Raw genomic sequence first — 17,597 nt, 5'->3', positions numbered from 1 at the left:
TGGCGGAGCCGGTTCGTTAACTCCTTGAACATTGAAGCCGGGAGAGGATTGATCTGGCACCTGTAAGAAATACCAGTTTCGACGAACGGTCTTAGTCACGGGCCCTTCGCGAGCAAGCCCGCTCCCACACTTGAAATGCATTCAACGTGGGAGCGGGCTTGCTCGCGAAGGGGCCGGTGAGTTCAGCGCGGCAATATCGAGCGGTCCACCCTCACTGCCAGTTGCGCTTTCCCCGGCTTGGCAGTAAACGCTACCAAACCGTCCTCATCCACAATCCCCCGCGCAATCGGCTTGCCATCTGCCAGCAACTCCAGCGGTGCACCTTGCAGCGATTGCCCCGATGCCAGTTCCAGTTTCAATCTGATCGTCATGCTCATTCTCCTTGATTGACGTTGCCCGTCGGGTGGTAATCCTTGAGCAGCAGGTACGTGCTCCAGCCCCACCAGTCGTCGACGGTGGCGGTGTCGTTGAGGTTGTTCACATCTTTGCGCCGCAGCACCTTGCCGCCTTCGACGCGGAACAGCGGCGCGAAGTTATTCGAAAGATTCAGCACCGCCGTCAGATCCGGCAGGCGTTGCAGCGCGGCAAATGTCGAAGGGGCGGGCACGTTGCCGCTGAGGTAAGCAGCGAAGACTTCATCCGCCGAGGCCTGCACCGCCAGATTGACCTGGGTCCGGTTGTCCGCATCGCTGGCGTCGAAGTAGCGTTTGTCGCCGTAGGCGCGCCATTGATCGCCATGGGCGTTGCGCACTTTGAGGCCGAATTTGCTGTCCTCGTCGTGCATGAAACGGGTCACCAGCGAGCCGAGATCGCCCGGCGTGACCACCGCCGCCATCTCCTTGCGCGGCACCCGCAGATGGCCGGCAGAGAACAGGTCAGTGAGGAAGTGGTCGGCAAACGCGTTCATCGCGTAGGCCCGTTCCAATCGTTGTTCATCGTGAGTGGCGCGGGCCGCGACTGCGGTTTGCAGGGCGGCGGTGTGGCCGGCGATGTAGGCCAGTCTGGCCCATTCGCCGAAGTGGTCGGCGTTGTTCGCCGCCAGTTTCAGATAACGCCCAAGCGGGAACAGCGCGGAGACAAAACTGCCGCCGCCGGTGATCTTGTTCCACTCTTCGGACAACGTATCTCCGAGCGCGTCGTAGGCTTCGTGCGGTGCTTTGCCGTCCTTGATCGCCTGCTTAACCGCGTCGATCTCTTTTTGCATGACCGCGAGAATCTGTGTGGCCTCGGCGCGGGAGGCCGGCAGCACGGCGAGAGAGTCGAAGGCGGCATTGAAACGGTTCAGGCGATCAGCCGGGGTCGCGCCTTCGTTGATCGGTCGATCGACCACGCCGTAGAAATCTCCAGCCAGCGCCACCACCTGGCCGTAGGTCAGTGCGAGGCCATTGGGCAAGTGCAAGGGCTTGGTTTGCGCGCGGATCGGTTCGGCGGTTTCGCTGAAGCGCAGCAGGGTGTTGTCGCCGATGGCCGTGTGTTCAGCGCCTTCAAAGCGCAGTGGCGGTCGAATGTTCAACGCTTTGCCGGGGAGGGCGATGGCCGATTCGACATCGCTGTGGGCGTCGGCGATGTGCAGCAGCAGACGCGGATTGTCGGTGCTGAAGTGGATGCCGTTTACAGTGAAAAGATCTTCGAATCGGGCGATGACCAGTGTGGGTCTTTCCTGTGGTTTTGCATGCAGTCCGGACATTTCTGGCTCCTTGATATGTCGTCGGTGGATTTATTTTTAGCTGTATGTATATACAGTTAAATCGAGCCTAGACCAGATTTTTCCTACGTCAAGAAGGAATCTTGTCCGACAAAAAGTGCGGGGCAACGATGAAATGCAGTTGACGGTTATCTTTTAAGTTGTACGATGACCTACAACTTCAGCGCTGGCTGAACCATAAAACTCACAAAAAAATGTTGCTACCCAGGGTGTTCGAAAAATGAATCCACAAGAACTGAAGTCCATCCTCTCCGCCGGTCTGCTGTCGTTCCCGGTCACCGATTTCAATGCCCAGGGCGATTTCAACCGCGCTGGCTACATCAAACGTCTGGAATGGCTGGCCCCGTACGGCGCGTCGGCACTCTTCGCCGCCGGCGGCACCGGTGAGTTCTTCTCCCTGGCAGCCAGCGAATACTCGGAAATCATCAAGACTGCCGTCGACACCTGCGCCAGCAGCGTGCCGATTCTGGCCGGTGTCGGCGGCTCGACCCGTCAAGCCATCGAGTACGCCCAAGAAGCCGAGCGCCTGGGCGCCAAAGGCCTGTTGCTGCTGCCGCACTATCTGACCGAGGCCAGCCAGGACGGCGTTGCCGTCCACGTTGAAGCGGTGTGCAAATCGGTGAACATCGGCGTGGTGGTCTACAACCGCAACGTCTGCCGCCTGACCGCGCCACTGCTGGAACGTCTGGCCGAGCGTTGCCCAAACCTGATCGGCTACAAGGACGGTCTGGGCGATATCGAGTTGATGGTGTCGATCCGTCGCCGCCTCGGTGATCGCTTCAGCTACCTCGGTGGCTTGCCGACCGCCGAAGTCTACGCCGCTGCCTACAAGGCTTTGGGCGTGCCGGTTTACTCCTCGGCGGTGTTCAACTTCATCCCGAAAACCGCGATGGATTTCTACCACGCGATTGCTCGCGAAGATCACGCCACCGTCGGCAAGATCATCGACGACTTCTTCCTGCCATACCTCGACATCCGCAACCGCAAAGCCGGTTATGCCGTGAGCATCGTCAAGGCAGGCGCCAAGATCGCCGGCTATGACGCAGGCCCGGTGCGGGCGCCGCTGACCGACCTGACCGGCGAAGAGTACGAAATGCTCGCTGCGCTGATCGACAAGCAAGGCGCGCAATAAACACCGACCCACAAGGCCGCTGAGCAATCAGCGGCTTTTGCGTAGAGAGGAGAATTTTCTGTGGCTGATTCCAAGCGTTACGACAACTACATCAACGGTGAATGGGTCGCCGGTGCCGATTACTCGGCGAACATCAATCCGTCCGAGTTGAGCGACACCATCGGCGACTACGCCAAGGCTGACCTGACTCAGGTTCACGCCGCCATCGATGCGGCCCGCGCCGCGTTCCCGGCGTGGTCGACTTCGGGCATTCAGGCCCGTCACGATGCGCTGGATAAAGTCGGCACGGAAATCCTCGCCCGTCGCGAAGAACTCGGCACCCTGCTGGCCCGGGAAGAGGGCAAGACCCTGCCCGAAGCCATCGGCGAAGTGACCCGCGCCGGCAACATCTTCAAGTTTTTCGCCGGTGAATGCCTGCGTCTGTCCGGCGACTACGTGCCGTCGGTGCGCCCGGGCGTCAATGTCGAAGTGACCCGCGAGGCCCTTGGCGTGGTCGGCCTGATCACCCCGTGGAACTTCCCGATTGCGATCCCGGCCTGGAAGATCGCCCCGGCGCTGGCCTACGGCAACTGCGTGGTGCTGAAACCTGCGGATCTGGTGCCGGGTTGTGCCTGGGCGCTGGCGGAAATCATCTCCCGTGCAGGCTTCCCGGCCGGCGTGTTCAACCTGGTGATGGGCAGCGGTCGAGTGGTCGGCGAAGCGCTGGTCAACAGCCCGAAAGTCGATGGCATCAGCTTTACCGGTTCGGTGGGCGTGGGGCGGCAGATCGCTGTTAATTGCGTGTCGCGCCAGGCCAAGGTGCAACTGGAAATGGGCGGCAAGAACCCGCAGATCATTCTCGACGACGCCGACCTCAAACAAGCGGTCGAGCTCTCGGTGCAGAGCGCGTTCTATTCCACCGGCCAGCGTTGCACGGCGTCGAGCCGCCTGATCGTCACCGCCGGGATTCACGACAAATTCGTCGAGGCCATGGCCGAGCGCATGCAGTCGATCAAGGTCGGCCACGCGCTGAAATCCGGCACCGACATCGGTCCGGTGGTTTCCCAGGCGCAGCTTGAACAGGACATGAAGTACATCGACCTCGGCCAGTCCGAAGGTGCACGTCTGGTCAGCGGCGGTGGTCTGGTGACCTGCGACACCGAAGGCTACTTCCTCGCGCCAACGCTGTTTGCCGACAGCGAGGCGTCGATGCGCATCAGCCGTGAAGAGATCTTCGGCCCGGTGGCCAACGTCGTTCGCGTGGCCGATTACGAAGCGGCGCTGGCGATGGCCAACGACACCGAGTTCGGTCTGTCGGCTGGTATCGCCACCACGTCGCTGAAGTACGCCAACCACTTCAAGCGTCATTCGCAGGCCGGGATGGTGATGGTCAACCTGCCGACCGCCGGTGTCGATTACCACGTTCCGTTCGGTGGCCGTAAGGGTTCATCCTATGGCTCACGTGAGCAAGGGCGCTATGCGCAAGAGTTCTACACCGTGGTGAAAACTGCCTACATCGGTTCCTGATACACGCAATACCTGTGGGAGCTGGCTTGCCAGCGATGCGGACGACGCGATATGTCCTCGTACCGCGGTGATGCCATCGCTGGCAAGCCAGCTCCCACAAAAGCAACACCAAAGAAGATTCACCCGCGCATAAAAATAATCAGTGGGAGTACATCTACATGCAATCGTCCAAGCCGACTCACGTCCGCTATTTGATCCTGCTCATGCTGTTTCTGGTGACCACGATCAACTACGCCGACCGCGCGACCATCGCCATCGCCGGTTCCAGCCTGCAAAAAGACCTCGGCATCGACGCGGTCACCCTCGGCTACATCTTCTCTGCTTTCGGCTGGGCCTACGTCGCCGGGCAGATTCCCGGTGGCTGGCTGCTCGATCGCTTCGGCTCGAAAAAAGTCTATGCCCTGAGCATTTTCACCTGGTCGCTGTTCACCGTGCTGCAAGGCTTTGTCGGTGAATTCGGCATGTCCACGGCGATCGTCGCGCTGTTCATGCTGCGCTTTCTGGTGGGTCTGGCCGAAGCGCCGTCGTTCCCCGGCAACGCGCGCATTGTCGCGGCCTGGTTCCCGACTGCAGAACGCGGTACCGCCTCGGCGATCTTCAACTCGGCGCAATACTTCGCCACCGTGCTGTTCGCACCGCTGATGGGCTGGATCGTCTATACCTTCGGCTGGGAACACGTATTCATCGTCATGGGCCTGTTCGGCATCGTGTTCTCGGGGATCTGGCTCAAGGTTATCCACAGCCCGCGTCAACACCCGCTGGCCAACGAAGCCGAAGTGCAGTTCATCGCCGACAACGGCGGCATGGTCGACATGGACGTCAAGCAAGGCAAAAAATCCGACGGTCCGAAGTGGGATTACATCCGTCAGTTGCTGACCAACCGCATGATGCTCGGTGTATATCTGGGTCAGTACTGCATCAACGGCATCACCTATTTCTTCCTGACCTGGTTCCCGGTGTACCTGGTGCAGGAGCGTGGCATGACCATCCTCAAGGCCGGTTTTATCGCCTCGTTACCGGCGATCTGCGGTTTCATAGGTGGCGTGCTTGGCGGGGTGATTTCCGATTACTTGCTGCGCAAAGGGCATTCGCTGACCTTCGCCCGCAAGGCACCGATCATCGCCGGTCTGCTGGTGTCCAGCAGCATCGTCGCTTGCAACTATGTTGATGTGGAGTGGATGGTGGTTGGCTTCATGGCTTTGGCATTCTTCGGCAAAGGCGTGGGCGCGCTCGGTTGGGCAGTGGTGTCCGACACTTCGCCAAAACAGATCGCCGGTCTGAGCGGTGGCCTGTTCAATACCTTCGGCAACATCGCCTCGATTACTACGCCGATCGTGATTGGCTACATCATCAGCTCCACCGGTTCGTTCAAGTGGGCGCTGGTGTTTGTCGGTGCCAACGCACTGGTCGCGGTGTTCAGCTACCTGGTGATCGTCGGTCCGATCAAACGTGTGGTGCTCAAAGAGCCGCCAACCAACGGTGGTTCTGAAATCACCGGCAAATTGTCTCAAGCGCATTCCTGAGGAGCGGCGTCATGCAGTTGATTGAACATTCCGACTCGCCGCGCTACATCCGCCTGCACGAGCGGGACAACGTAGTGATTGTGGTCAACGACCAGGGCGTACCGGCCGGCACCGAGTTCCCGGACGGTCTGGTGACCGTGGACTTTGTGCCGCAGAGCCACAAGGTCACCCTCGAGGACATTCCCGAGGGCGGCCAGGTGATTCGCTACGGCCAGACCATCGGCTACGCGTTGCAGCCGATCCCGCGTGGCAGCTGGGTCAAGGAAGATCAACTGCGCATGCCGACCGCGCCGCCGCTGGACAGCCTGCCGCTGTCCACCGAGGTGCCTGCCGCACAGGCCCCGCTGGAAGGCTTCACGTTCGAGGGTTATCGCAACGCCGACGGCACCGTCGGTACGCGCAATATTCTCGGGATCACCACCACAGTGCAGTGCGTGACTGGCGTGCTCGATCACGCGGTGAAACGCATCAAGGACGAGTTGCTGCCGAAGTATCCGCACGTCGATGACGTGGTGGCGCTGACCCACAGTTACGGCTGCGGCGTGGCGATCACCGCCACTGACGCCTATATACCGATCCGCACCGTTCGCAATCTGGCGCGTAACCCGAACCTCGGTGGCGAAGCGCTGGTGATCAGCCTAGGCTGCGAGAAATTGCAGGCCGGGCAGGTGATGCACGAGGACGATGCCTCGGTCGATCTCAGCGAGCCATGGCTGTATCGCCTGCAGGATTCCAGTCACGGTTTCACCGAGATGATTGAGCAGATCATGGCGCTGGCCGAAGTCCGTTTGAAGAAGCTCGACCAGCGCCGCCGCGAAACCGTGCCGGCCTCCGAGCTGATCCTCGGTATGCAGTGCGGCGGCAGCGATGCGTTCTCCGGCATTACCGCCAACCCGGCGCTGGGTTATGCCTCGGACTTGCTGCTGCGCGCAGGGGCGACGGTGATGTTTTCCGAAGTCACCGAAGTACGCGATGCGATTTATCTGCTGACTTCCCGTGCCGAAACCAAGACCGTGGCGCAGGAACTGGTGCGCGAGATGGATTGGTACGACCGTTATCTAGCCAAAGGCGAGGCGGATCGCAGCGCCAACACCACGCCGGGCAACAAGAAGGGCGGGTTGTCGAACATTGTCGAGAAGTCGCTGGGTTCGATCGTCAAATCCGGCAGCAGCGCGATCAACGGCGTGCTCGGCCCGGGCGAGCGGTTCAAGCAGAAGGGTTTGATTTTCTGCGCGACGCCGGCCAGTGATTTTGTCTGCGGCACCTTGCAGTTGGCAGCGGGGATGAACCTGCATGTGTTCACCACCGGACGGGGTACGCCGTATGGTTTGGCGATGGCGCCGGTGGTCAAGGTCTCGACCCGCACCGAACTGGCGCAGCGCTGGCCGGATCTGATCGATATCGATGCCGGGCGGATTGCTACCGGCCGTGCGTCCATCGAGGAGTTGGGCTGGGAGTTGTTCCACTATTACCTGGATGTGGCGAGCGGCAAGCAGCAGACGTGGGCGGAGAAGCACAAGCTGCATAACGACATCACCCTGTTCAATCCGGCGCCGATTACCTGATACCGCGTCATCGTTCTTCGCGAGCAGGCTCGCTCCCACATTTGAAATGCATTCCCCTGTGGGAGCGAGCCTGCTCGCGAAAGCGATCCAACAGACGCCAAAGGATCGGGTGGCTTATCATTAAGCCCTGACGACGCTCACCCAAAGGCTCCCCCGGCATGCTGGCAATCTTCCTCGAAACCCTGAACATCACCGCGCCGGTGTTCGCCATGCTGTTCCTCGGGGTGTTGCTCAAGCGCATCGACTGGATCAACGATAACTTCATCCACACCGCCTCGGCGCTGGTGTTCAACGTCAGCATGCCGGCGCTGCTGTTTCTCGGGATTCTGCATGCGGATCTGCACGCCGCACTGCAACCGGCGCTGCTGATCTATTTTGCGATCGCGACGCTGGTGAGTTTTGCCCTGGCCTGGGGCTGGGCGATCATCAAGTGCCCGCGCGAAGATCGCGGCATCTACACCCAGGGCGCGTTTCGCGGCAACAACGGGGTGATCGGTCTGGCGCTGGCGGCGAGCATGTACGGCGACTACGGGATTTCCCTCGGGGCGATTCTCGCGGCGCTGGTGATCCTGTTTTACAACACGCTGTCGACCATCGTGCTCGCGGTGTACAGCCCGGTGATCAAGTCCGATCCGTGGAGCATTTGCAAAAGCGTGTTCAGCAACCCGCTGATCATCAGCGTGATTGCCGCCGCGCCGTTCGCCTATTTCCAGATCAGCCTGCCGGGCTGGCTGGAAACCTCCGGCCAGTATCTGGCGCAAACCACTTTGCCGCTGGCGCTGATCTGCATTGGTGGCACGCTGTCACTGGCGGCGCTGCGCAAGAGCGGCAGCATGGCGCTGAGTTCGAGTCTGGTGAAGATGATCGGCCTGCCGGTGCTGGCGACGCTGGGGGCGTGGTTGTGGGGCTTTCGTGGCGCAGAGCTGGGGATTCTGTTTCTGTACTTCGGCAGCCCGACGGCGGCGGCCAGTTTCGTCATGGCCCGGGCGGCGCAGGGCAATCATGAGCTGGCAGCGGCGATCATTGTGCTGACCACGCTGATGGCGGCGGTGACCACCAATATCGGGATCTTTCTGTTGCAGTGGGGTGGGTGGATCTGACTGACAGATCTTCAGTGGCTGACAGGGCCTCTTCGCGAGCAGGCTCGCTCTCACAGGGAAATGCATTCCCAATGTGGGAGCGGGCTTGCTCGCGAAGGCGTCAGTTCGATCATTCAGGTTTCTGATAGGTATCGATCACTTCCTGCGCCGCACGAAACGCATCAATCGCCGCCGGCACCCCGGCGTACACCGCGCAATGCAGCAGCGCCTCGCGAATCTCTTCGACCGTGCAGCCGTTGTTCAGCGCACCGCGCACGTGGCCCTTCAATTCCTGCGGGCACTTCAATGCGGTCAGCGCTGCAAGGGTAATCAGGCTGCGGGTTTTCAGCGGCAGACCTTCGCGATTCCACACGCCGCCCCAGGCGTGTTCATTGACGAAATCCTGCAACGGCTGAGTGAATTCGGTGGCGTTGCCCAGCGCGCGATCAACGAACGCATCGCCCATTACCTGACGGCGGATCTCAACCCCGGTTTTCTGCGAATCGGTCATGGCACATCCCTCTTGTGGTGTTGGCGGCGCCAGGCGCGTACGGACGTGAACAACAGAAACGCCAGCAGCGTCGGCAGCACGTAGAACAGCATCAGTTTTTCCAGTTTGCCGGCCAGCGGCATGCCGGTGGTGAACGACACCACGTGCAGCCCGTAAGCCGCGTACAAACCGAGCAACAACAAACCTTCGGCGCGGGTCACGCGGTAGCCGGAATAGAACACCGGCAGGCACAGCGCGGCGACGCCGAGCATCACCGGCAAGTCGAAATCCAGCGCGTTCGGCGAGACCGACAACGGCGTCGGCGCAATCAACGCAGTGACCCCGAGCACCCCGAGCAGGTTGAACAGGTTGGCGCCAATCACGTTGCCCACGGCGATATCGCGTTGTCCGCGCAATGCGGCGATCAGCGAGGTGGCGAGTTCCGGCAGCGAGGTGCCGACCGCAACCACCGTCAGACCGATCACCCGTTCGGAGAAGCCCAGATCGGTCGCCACCGCCACCGCTGCGCCGAGCAGCAAATGCCCGGCGAACACCAACAGCGCCAGGCCGACAACGATCATCAGCAGACTGCTGAACCACGGCACCTGCGGAGGTTGTGGCGATTCCGAATGCGGGCGCGCCGAGTGCCGCGACTGGCGCAGCAACAGGCCCAGATACAACGTCAATGCCGCGAGCAACAGCACGCCGTCGAAGCGGCCGATCTGTTCATTCCAAGCGAGGACGAACACCAGCAGGCTGGCGCCGATCATCAGCGGAATGTCCAAGCGCACCAGTTGCCGCGACACCCGCAGCGGAATGATCAGCGCCGACAGGCCGAGGGTCACGAGGATGTTGAAGATGCTGCTGCCGATCACGCTGCCGACGGCAATGTCGGGGTTGTGCGCCAGGGTCGCTTGCAAGCTGACCGCCATCTGTGGGGCGCTGCTGCCGAGGGCGACGATGGTCAGGCCGATGATCAGCGGTCGCACATGCAGGCGCGCGGCGAGACGCACGGCGGCGCGCACCATCAGTTCGGCGCCGAGGATCAGCAGGATCAGGCCGCTGAGCAGCTCGATCACATTGATCAGCGGTAAATCGGCTAGAGCAAAAATGGTCAGTGCTCCATCAGTCGTCGAGGGCCTGTATGCGCACCCGTGCCGTGCCGCTGCCGAGCATGCCGAGGCGTTCGGCGGCTTCGCGCGAGACATCGATCAAGCGGCCACGGGTGTGCGGGCCGCGATCGTTGATGCGCACAACGCAGGATTTGTCGTTTTTCAGGTTGGTGACCTTCACCCGGGTGCCGAATGGCAATTGGCGGTGGGCGGCGGTCAGGGAATTCTGGTTGAACGCTTCGCCGCTGGCGGTGCGTTTACCGTGGTGTTTGGCACCGTAATAGGAGGCGACGCCGGTCTGGTCGTAACCGTGCGGGTCGATGATGTCGTTGCTGGCGCAACCGGCGAGCAAGGAGAGCAGGGCGCAGGCGCCGAGCAGACGTTTCATTCAAAGGCTCCACAAAACAAATGTGGAAACAACCCAATGTGAAGATCAGCTTCTGTGGCGAGGGGATTTATCCCCGATGGGGCGCGCAGCGCCCCCAAATTCCAGATACAGAAGAATTTGGGCCGCTTCGCAGCCCATCGGGGATAAATCCCCTCACCACAAAAAACCTCCAGCCATAGAAGATTGTTCCCACAGGGGATGGAGCCAGGCTTCAGGTCTGGCCCCATTTGCATCAGCCTTCGAGCTTGCTTTTCAGCAGTTCGTTCACTTGCTGCGGGTTGGCTTTGCCTTTCGAAGCCTTCATGGCCTGACCGACGAAGAAGCCGAACATCTTGCCGCGTTTGGCTTCGTCTGCCGCACGGTATTGTTCGACCTGCTCGGCGTTGGCCGCGAGCATTTCGTCCAGCACCGCGGAGATCGCGCCGCTGTCGGTCACTTGCTTGAGGCCGCGCTTGTCGATGATCTCGTCCGCGGTGCCTTCGCCGTTGGCCATCGCTTCGAACACCACTTTGGCGATCTTGCCGGAGATGGTGTTGTCCTTGATGCGCTGCAGCATGCCGCCCAACAGTTCAGCGGAAACCGGCGATTCGTCGATGTCCAGGCCTTGCTTGTTGAGCAGGCTGCCCAACTCGACCATCACCCAGTTCGCCGCCAGTTTGGCGTCGCCACCGATGGCTGCGACCTTCTCGAAGTAGTCCGCTTGCTCACGGCTGGTGGCCAGCACGTTGGCGTCGTAGGCCGACAGACCGAACTGGCTCTGGAAGCGCTCGCGTTTTTGCGGTGGCAGTTCCGGCAGGGTGGCGCGCACCTCGCCGAGGAACGACTCTTCGATGACCACCGGCAGCAGGTCCGGGTCGGGGAAGTAACGATAGTCGTTGGCTTCCTCTTTGGAGCGCATCGGACGGGTCTCGTCCTTGTTCGGATCGTACAGACGGGTCTGCTGGATCACTTTGCCGCCGTCTTCGATCAGCTCGATCTGCCGCTGGATCTCGGAGTTGATGGCCTTCTCGATGAAGCGGAACGAGTTGACGTTCTTGATCTCGCAGCGGGTACCGAACTCGACCTGGCCTTTCGGGCGTACCGAGACGTTGCAGTCGCAACGCAGCGAACCTTCGGCCATGTTGCCGTCACAGATGCCCAGGTAACGCACCAGCGCATGGATCGCCTTGACGTACGCCACGGCTTCCTTGGCGCTGCGCATGTCCGGCTCGGAAACGATTTCCAGCAGCGGCGTGCCGGCACGGTTCAGGTCAATGCCGGTGGCACCGTTGAATTCTTCGTGCAGGCTCTTGCCGGCGTCTTCTTCCAGGTGCGCGCGGGTGATGCCGACACGTTTGACGGTGCCGTCTTCCAGCGCGATGTCCAGGTGACCCTTGCCGACGATCGGCAATTCCATCTGGCTGATCTGGTAGCCCTTCGGCAGGTCCGGGTAGAAGTAGTTTTTGCGGGCGAACACGTTGTGCTGACCGATCTCGGCGTCAATCGCCAGACCGAACATCACCGCCATGCGCACCGCTTCCTGGTTCAGCACCGGCAATACGCCGGGCATGCCCAGGTCGATCAGGCTGGCCTGGGTGTTCGGCTCGGAGCCGAACTGGGTGGAACTACCGGAAAAGATTTTCGACCGGGTAGTGAGCTGAGTGTGAATCTCCAGCCCGATCACGACTTCCCATTGCATGTGTGTCTCCTCAGAAGCCGGTTGGGGTGCGGGTGTGCCAGTCAGTGTTCAACTGATACTGGTGCGCAACGTTGAGCAAACGGCCTTCCTGGAAATACGGCGCAAGCAACTGCACGCCCACCGGCAGACCGTCGACAAAACCGGCCGGCATCGACAGGCCCGGCAGGCCCGCGAGGTTGGCGGTGATGGTGTAGACGTCTTCCAGATAGGCAGCGACCGGATCGCTGTTCTTGGCGCCGAGCTTCCAGGCCGGGTTCGGCGTGGTCGGGCCGAGAATGATGTCGACTTCACTAAAGGCCGCCATGAAGTCGTTTTTCACCAGGCGACGGATCTTCTGCGCTTTCAGGTAGTAGGCGTCGTAGTAACCGGCGGACAGCGCGTAGGCACCGACCATGATCCGGCGCTGCACTTCAGGCCCGAAGCCTTCGCCGCGGGAGCGCTTGTACAGGTCGATCAGGTTTTCCGGGTTCTCGCAGCGATGGCCGAAGCGCACGCCGTCGAAACGCGACAGGTTCGAGGAGGCCTCGGCTGGCGCGATCACGTAGTACGCAGGAATCGCGTGCTGCATGTTCGGCAGGCTGATTTCCTTGATCACGGCACCGAGCTTCTGCAGCTCTTTGATGCTGTTCTGGATCAGTTCGGCGATGCGCGGGTCGAGACCGGCGCTGAAGTACTCCTTCGGCACGCCGATGCGCAGGCCCTGCAGCGAAGTGTTGAGGCTGGCGGAGTAATCCGGAACCGGCTCATCGATGCTGGTGGAGTCGTTCTGGTCGAACCCGGCCATACCTTGCAACAAAATCGCGCAGTCTTCGGCCGTACGCGCCAACGGGCCACCCTGATCGAGGCTGGAGGCGTAAGCGATCATGCCCCAGCGCGAAACACGACCGTACGTCGGTTTCAGGCCTGTGAGGTTGGTGAATGCAGCGGGCTGACGGATCGAACCACCGGTATCGGTGGCCGTGGCCGCCGGCAACAGACGAGCGGCAACCGCCGCCGCCGAACCACCGGACGAACCGCCCGGCACGTGTTCCAGGTTCCACGGGTTTTTCACCGCGCCGTACCAGCTCGACTCGTTGGCCGAACCCATGGCGAATTCGTCCATGTTGGTCTTGCCCAGGGTCACGGCGCCGGCAGCGGCCAGTTTCGCGACCACGGTGGCGTCGTACGGCGCCTTGAAGTTGTCGAGCATCTTCGAACCGCAGCTGGTGCGGATGCCTTGAGTGCAGAACAGGTCCTTGTGGGCGATCGGCGCACCGAGCAGGGCGCCGCTCTCACCGTTGGCCCGGCGTGCATCGGCGGCTTTCGCCTGCTCGAGTGCCAGCTCTTCGGTGAGGCTGATGAAACTGTTGAGCTGCGGATCGAGCTGGGTAATACGCGCCAGCAGGACTTTGGTCAGCTCTTCGGAGGAAAACTTTTTATCGGCGAGACCGCGGGCGATCTCGGCCAGAGTCATTTGATGCATTGCAGGCTCTTTCCCTTTAGTCGATGACTTTCGGAACCAGATACAGGCCGTTTTCGACCGCTGGTGCGATGGACTGATAGGCCTCGCGGTGATTGGTCTCGGTCACGACGTCGGCGCGCAGGCGCTGACTGGCTTCCAGCGGGTGGGCCAAAGGCTCGATACCGTCGGTATCGACGGCCTGCATTTCGTCGACCAGTCCGAGAATGCTGTTGAGGGCGGAAGTAATGTGCGGAAGATCGGCATCATTCAGGCCAAGGCAGGCCAGATGTGCGATTTTTTCCACGTCGGAGCGTTCTAGCGCCATCGGGATTCTCCAGTGGAAAACAGAACGGACGGCGTCCGTGTGTTAGATTGTCGGAACACTACCGCACTTCTACGGTCATAAGGCCGCGATTGTGGGGCTTGGTGCACAGAAAAGCGGCCAATTTAACATATTGGCGCCTTGCCCAAAATCCCTGTCGTTGTTAGAGTTTGCCGCACTTTTTTACCCACGCGTTGCCTAGGGTCCCTTTCCCATGTTCAAGAAACTGCGTGGCATGTTTTCCAGCGATCTTTCCATTGACCTGGGCACTGCCAACACCCTTATTTACGTGCGCGAGCGCGGTATCGTCCTGAATGAGCCATCGGTTGTGGCCATTCGGACACACGGTAACCAGAAAAGTGTCGTTGCTGTCGGCACCGAAGCCAAGCGCATGCTCGGCCGTACGCCGGGCAACATTGCTGCCATTCGTCCGATGAAGGACGGCGTGATCGCCGACTTCAGCGTCTGCGAAAAGATGCTGCAATACTTTATCAACAAGGTTCACGAAAACAGCTTTCTGCAGCCCAGCCCTCGTGTGCTGATCTGCGTTCCATGCAAATCCACCCAGGTTGAGCGTCGTGCCATCCGTGAATCGGCCCTTGGTGCCGGTGCCCGTGAAGTGTTCCTGATCGAAGAGCCGATGGCTGCTGCGATCGGTGCCGGCCTGCCGGTTGAAGAAGCACGCGGTTCGATGGTCGTCGATATTGGTGGTGGTACCACTGAAATCGCGCTGATCTCCCTGAACGGTGTGGTCTACGCCGAATCCGTCCGCGTGGGCGGCGACCGCTTCGACGAAGCGATCATCACCTACGTGCGCCGCAACTACGGCAGCCTGATCGGTGAATCGACTGCCGAGCGCATCAAGCAGGAAATCGGTACGGCCTACCCGGGCGGCGAAGTTCGCGAAGTCGACGTTCGCGGTCGCAACCTGGCCGAAGGCGTTCCACGTGCATTCACCCTGAACTCCAACGAAGTGCTGGAAGCTCTGCAAGAGTCCCTGGCCACTATCGTTCAGGCTGTGAAAAGCGCCCTGGAGCAATCGCCGCCGGAACTGGCTTCCGACATCGCCGAGCGCGGCCTGGTGCTGACCGGCGGTGGCGCACTGCTGCGTGACCTCGACAAGTTGCTGGCCCAGGAAACCGGTCTGCCGGTGATTGTTGCCGAAGATCCGCTGACCTGTGTTGCTCGCGGCGGTGGCCGTGCATTGGAAATGATGGACAAGCACACCATGGACCTGCTCTCCAGCGAATAAGCGCCGGTTTGCAATACGTGGGTGAGCGCACAGGCAGCACTTTGCAGTGCTGCCTGTTGGCGTTTATCTTCTGTCAGTCTTCATCCAGGCCGGTTTGATGCCGTATGAATAAACAGAACATTTGCCTGGGAGGAGCGGCTTATTAAACCGCTTTTCGCCAAAGGCCCTTCGTTGGGTGTGCGCCTGTTGGTGCTGGCCGTGCTGTCGGTCGCGCTGATGGTGGTCGATGCCCGCTTCGACCTGCTCAAACCCGCGCGCAAACAAGCGTCGCTGGTGTTGATGGACGCCTACTGGATCACCGACCTGCCCGGACGGCTGTGGGAAGGGATCGCCAGTCAGTTCGGCAGCCGCACCGAGCTGGTCGCCGAAAACGAAAAACTCAAGACCGAGAACCTGCTGTTGCAGGGGCGCATGCAGAAGCTCGCCGCCCTTACCGAGCAGAACGTGCGGCTGCGCGAGTTGCTCAATTCCTCCGCGCTGGTCAACGAAAAGGTCGAAGTGGCCGAGTTGATCGGTATGGACCCCAATCCCTTCACCCATCGCATCATCATTAATAAAGGTGAGCGCGATGGCGTGGTGCTCGGTCAACCGGTGCTCGATGCACGCGGTCTGATGGGCCAGGTGGTCGAGTTGATGCCTTACACCTCCCGGGTGCTGCTGCTGACCGACACCACTCACAGCATTCCTGTGCAGGTGAACCGTAACGGTCTGCGGGCGATTGCCAGCGGCACCGGTAACCCGGAACGCCTGGAACTGCGCCATGTCGCCGATACCGCCGACATCAAGGAAGGCGATCTGCTGGTCAGCTCCGGCCTGGGTCAGCGTTTCCCGGCCGGTTATCCGGTGGCGACGGTCAAGGAAGTCATCCACGACTCCGGCCAGCCGTTCGCAATTGTCCGCGCGGTGCCAACCGCTGCGTTGAACCGCAGCCGTTATCTGCTGCTGGTGTTCAGTGACAACCGCACCGCCGAAGAGCGCGCCAACGATGCGGCGCAGGCCCAGGAAAATCTCGATGCGCAGGGCGGTGGCCCGATGCTTCCGGCCACGGTGCCGAAAGTCGTCAACACACCGGCAGCGGCGGCAACGCCAGCTGCGTCGACCGCTCCAGCGCCCGCTGCTGCGGCCAGCACCACGCCGGCCAAACCTGCAGCCAAGCCCCCGGCGGCAAGCAAGCCGCCGGCATCCCAGCCTGCTGCGCGCCCGACGGCGAAACCACCTGCCGCCACGCCAGCCAACACCGGGAGACAAGAATAATGGTCGGCGCTACCGCTTCGCGTAACGGCTGGATTGTCTGGCTGACGTTTGTCTTCGGCATCCTGCTCAGCGTTTCACCGCTGCCGATGTTCATGGAAATCCTGCGTCCCCTCTGGCTGGCCTTGCTGCTGACTTTCTGGGCGTTGTACATGCCGCATACGGTCGGCATGGTCACCGCGTTCTGCCTGGGGCTGGCCGAAGACGTGCTGCAGGGCGATCTGCTTGGCCAGAATGCCTTGATCCTGACGCTGATCACTTTCCTCGTGCTGTCGTTGCAGCAGCGTCTGCGGATGTTCCCGATGTGGCAGCAATGCCTGGTGATCCTGGTGATCTTCGGCCTCGCTCAACTGGTTCAACTGTGGCTCAGCGCCTTGACCGGCAACCGTCAGCCCACCCTGGCGCTGGTACTGCCGGCACTGGTCAGTGCCTTGCTCTGGCCTTGGGTCAGCTTCGCTTTGCGTGGATTGCGCCGGCGCTACAAAATCAACTGATTCGGTCAGGCATGTGCCCGCACCTCGACAAGGGAGATGTCTTGATGAAGCCGCTTTACCTCGCCTCTGGTTCGCCGCGTCGGCGTGAGTTGCTCACGCAGATCGGCGTGCCGTTCTCCGCCATCAGTGCGGACATCGATGAAACCCCGCTCCCCGAAGAATCGCCCTCGGCCTATGTCGAACGCCTGGCGCGTGGCAAGGCCGAGGCCGGTCGACGCACGCGGGTGTCCGACGCGGCATTTTGCGTTCTGGGCGCGGACACCGCCGTGGTGCTGGACGGCAAAATTCTTGGCAAACCGGTGGACGAAGCCGACGCATGCGCCATGCTGATGATGTTGTCCGGCAAGGAGCATGAAGTGCTGACCGCCATCGCCGTGCTCGAAGGCGAGCGCTGTGAGTCGCGCGTGGTGCGCAGTCTGGTGCGGTTCCGCCTGATCAGCCGCGAAGAGGCGGCGGCCTACTGGGCCAGTGGCGAACCCCGGGACAAGGCCGGCGGTTATGGCATTCAGGGCCTCGGCGCGGTGTTTGTCGCCGGGCTCAATGGCAGCTATTCGGCGGTGGTCGGGCTGCCGGTTTGCGAAACCGCAGAACTGTTGGGCCATTTCGGCATACCCTGTTGGCAAAACCTGAACGCGCAATGAGCGTCGTACGAATCAAGA

17 protein-coding genes are annotated in these 17,597 nt (G+C 61.2%); 9 read left to right on the top strand and 8 right to left on the bottom strand.

Translation table 11 applies throughout. The features are described 5' to 3' along the window. Positions 1–182 precede the first annotated feature (182 nt). Both QRN61_RS22610 and QRN61_RS22605 read right to left on the bottom strand, forming a co-directional pair. Positions 183–371: a hypothetical protein gene (locus QRN61_RS22610; RefSeq protein ID WP_183784662.1), complete on the bottom strand. Its 189-nt coding sequence runs from the start codon at positions 369–371 to the stop codon at positions 183–185. 2 nt (positions 372–373) lie between these two features. Beyond that, positions 374–1,687: a phospholipase gene (locus tag QRN61_RS22605; protein ID WP_285375556.1), complete on the bottom strand. Its 1,314-nt coding sequence runs from the start codon at positions 1,685–1,687 to the stop codon at positions 374–376. 238 nt (positions 1,688–1,925) lie between these two features. On the opposite strand from QRN61_RS22605, the gene kdgD reads away from it, so the two are divergent. The 5 genes from kdgD (at position 1,926) to QRN61_RS22580 (ending at position 8,531) form a co-directional block, all read left to right on the top strand. Then, entirely contained in the window at positions 1,926–2,837 is a 912-nt protein-coding gene (kdgD, locus tag QRN61_RS22600) for a 5-dehydro-4-deoxyglucarate dehydratase (protein WP_285375555.1), read from the top strand. Between the two features lie 60 nt (positions 2,838–2,897). Further along, the gene (locus QRN61_RS22595) at positions 2,898–4,343 is read left to right on the top strand and encodes an aldehyde dehydrogenase family protein (RefSeq protein ID WP_285375553.1); all 1,446 of its coding nucleotides are present in this window, start codon (positions 2,898–2,900) and stop codon (positions 4,341–4,343) included. Between the two features lie 158 nt (positions 4,344–4,501). After that, positions 4,502–5,866 carry an MFS transporter gene (locus QRN61_RS22590; protein ID WP_098967198.1) on the top strand — a complete coding sequence of 455 codons (1,365 nt, stop codon included), beginning with the start codon at positions 4,502–4,504 and terminating at the stop codon, positions 5,864–5,866. Between the two features lie 11 nt (positions 5,867–5,877). Next, positions 5,878–7,431, top strand: coding sequence for a galactarate dehydratase (garD, locus tag QRN61_RS22585; RefSeq protein ID WP_096795342.1), 1,554 nt, complete (start codon positions 5,878–5,880; stop codon positions 7,429–7,431). Between the two features lie 158 nt (positions 7,432–7,589). Then, positions 7,590–8,531, top strand: coding sequence for an AEC family transporter (locus tag QRN61_RS22580; RefSeq protein WP_134785438.1), 942 nt, complete (start codon positions 7,590–7,592; stop codon positions 8,529–8,531). Between the two features lie 109 nt (positions 8,532–8,640). Here the strand turns inward: QRN61_RS22580 and QRN61_RS22575 are convergent, their stop codons facing one another. From QRN61_RS22575 to gatC, 6 genes are all read right to left on the bottom strand, one after another. Next, positions 8,641–9,021 carry a carboxymuconolactone decarboxylase family protein gene (locus tag QRN61_RS22575; RefSeq protein WP_027610831.1) on the bottom strand — a complete coding sequence of 127 codons (381 nt, stop codon included), beginning with the start codon at positions 9,019–9,021 and terminating at the stop codon, positions 8,641–8,643. Next, complete coding sequence (locus QRN61_RS22570; protein ID WP_183784655.1) at positions 9,018–10,079, bottom strand: calcium/sodium antiporter; 1,062 nt, start codon at positions 10,077–10,079, stop codon at positions 9,018–9,020. Before QRN61_RS22570 ends, QRN61_RS22575 begins: the two co-directional genes overlap by 4 nt. A gap of 46 nt (positions 10,080–10,125) precedes the next feature. Beyond that, entirely contained in the window at positions 10,126–10,500 is a 375-nt protein-coding gene (locus QRN61_RS22565; RefSeq protein WP_041072815.1) for a septal ring lytic transglycosylase RlpA family protein, read from the bottom strand. A 232-nt stretch (positions 10,501–10,732) separates the two neighbouring features. After that, positions 10,733–12,178, bottom strand: coding sequence for an Asp-tRNA(Asn)/Glu-tRNA(Gln) amidotransferase subunit GatB (gene gatB, locus QRN61_RS22560; protein ID WP_007961565.1), 1,446 nt, complete (start codon positions 12,176–12,178; stop codon positions 10,733–10,735). A gap of 10 nt (positions 12,179–12,188) precedes the next feature. Further along, positions 12,189–13,640, bottom strand: coding sequence for an Asp-tRNA(Asn)/Glu-tRNA(Gln) amidotransferase subunit GatA (gene gatA / locus QRN61_RS22555; protein ID WP_285375551.1), 1,452 nt, complete (start codon positions 13,638–13,640; stop codon positions 12,189–12,191). Between the two features lie 16 nt (positions 13,641–13,656). Then, positions 13,657–13,944, bottom strand: coding sequence for an Asp-tRNA(Asn)/Glu-tRNA(Gln) amidotransferase subunit GatC (gene gatC, locus QRN61_RS22550; protein ID WP_003221657.1), 288 nt, complete (start codon positions 13,942–13,944; stop codon positions 13,657–13,659). A gap of 211 nt (positions 13,945–14,155) precedes the next feature. Here gatC and mreB point away from each other — a divergent pair, with 211 nt between their 5' ends. The 4 genes from mreB to QRN61_RS22530 all read left to right on the top strand — a co-directional run bounded on the left by mreB (position 14,156) and on the right by QRN61_RS22530 (position 17,579). Continuing rightward, positions 14,156–15,193 carry a rod shape-determining protein MreB gene (gene mreB, locus QRN61_RS22545; RefSeq protein WP_002555108.1) on the top strand — a complete coding sequence of 346 codons (1,038 nt, stop codon included), beginning with the start codon at positions 14,156–14,158 and terminating at the stop codon, positions 15,191–15,193. A 141-nt stretch (positions 15,194–15,334) separates the two neighbouring features. Further along, positions 15,335–16,447, top strand: coding sequence for a rod shape-determining protein MreC (gene mreC / locus QRN61_RS22540; RefSeq protein ID WP_150370275.1), 1,113 nt, complete (start codon positions 15,335–15,337; stop codon positions 16,445–16,447). Then, the gene (mreD, locus tag QRN61_RS22535) at positions 16,447–16,938 is read left to right on the top strand and encodes a rod shape-determining protein MreD (protein WP_096795347.1); all 492 of its coding nucleotides are present in this window, start codon (positions 16,447–16,449) and stop codon (positions 16,936–16,938) included. Before mreC ends, mreD begins: the two co-directional genes overlap by 1 nt. 44 nt (positions 16,939–16,982) lie before the next feature. Further along, a complete protein-coding gene (locus tag QRN61_RS22530) occupies positions 16,983–17,579 on the top strand; it encodes a Maf family protein (RefSeq protein WP_285375549.1) in 597 nt (198 codons plus the stop codon). Positions 17,580–17,597 lie beyond the last annotated feature (18 nt).

It is taken from the genome of Pseudomonas sp. lyk4-TYG-107, assembly GCF_030209055.1.
Lineage (GTDB): Bacteria > Pseudomonadota > Gammaproteobacteria > Pseudomonadales > Pseudomonadaceae > Aquipseudomonas > Aquipseudomonas putida_A.
Note: the sequence above shows the minus strand (reverse complement) of the source record. Positions and strands in the feature narration are given on the sequence as shown.

Coding starts and splice junctions, on each gene's coding strand:
- garD (WP_096795342.1), top strand. CDS start 5,878: ATGCAGTTGATTGAACATTCCGACTCGCCGCGCTACATCCGCCTGCAC.
- QRN61_RS22575 (WP_027610831.1), bottom strand. CDS start 9,021: ATGACCGATTCGCAGAAAACCGGGGTTGAGATCCGCCGTCAGGTAATG.
- QRN61_RS22530 (WP_285375549.1), top strand. CDS start 16,983: ATGAAGCCGCTTTACCTCGCCTCTGGTTCGCCGCGTCGGCGTGAGTTG.
- QRN61_RS22610 (WP_183784662.1), bottom strand. CDS start 371: ATGACGATCAGATTGAAACTGGAACTGGCATCGGGGCAATCGCTGCAA.
- mreD (WP_096795347.1), top strand. CDS start 16,447: ATGGTCGGCGCTACCGCTTCGCGTAACGGCTGGATTGTCTGGCTGACG.
- QRN61_RS22605 (WP_285375556.1), bottom strand. CDS start 1,687: ATGTCCGGACTGCATGCAAAACCACAGGAAAGACCCACACTGGTCATC.
- QRN61_RS22590 (WP_098967198.1), top strand. CDS start 4,502: ATGCAATCGTCCAAGCCGACTCACGTCCGCTATTTGATCCTGCTCATG.
- gatB (WP_007961565.1), bottom strand. CDS start 12,178: ATGCAATGGGAAGTCGTGATCGGGCTGGAGATTCACACTCAGCTCACT.
- QRN61_RS22565 (WP_041072815.1), bottom strand. CDS start 10,500: ATGAAACGTCTGCTCGGCGCCTGCGCCCTGCTCTCCTTGCTCGCCGGT.
- mreB (WP_002555108.1), top strand. CDS start 14,156: ATGTTCAAGAAACTGCGTGGCATGTTTTCCAGCGATCTTTCCATTGAC.
- gatC (WP_003221657.1), bottom strand. CDS start 13,944: ATGGCGCTAGAACGCTCCGACGTGGAAAAAATCGCACATCTGGCCTGC.
- gatA (WP_285375551.1), bottom strand. CDS start 13,640: ATGCATCAAATGACTCTGGCCGAGATCGCCCGCGGTCTCGCCGATAAA.
- QRN61_RS22580 (WP_134785438.1), top strand. CDS start 7,590: ATGCTGGCAATCTTCCTCGAAACCCTGAACATCACCGCGCCGGTGTTC.
- kdgD (WP_285375555.1), top strand. CDS start 1,926: ATGAATCCACAAGAACTGAAGTCCATCCTCTCCGCCGGTCTGCTGTCG.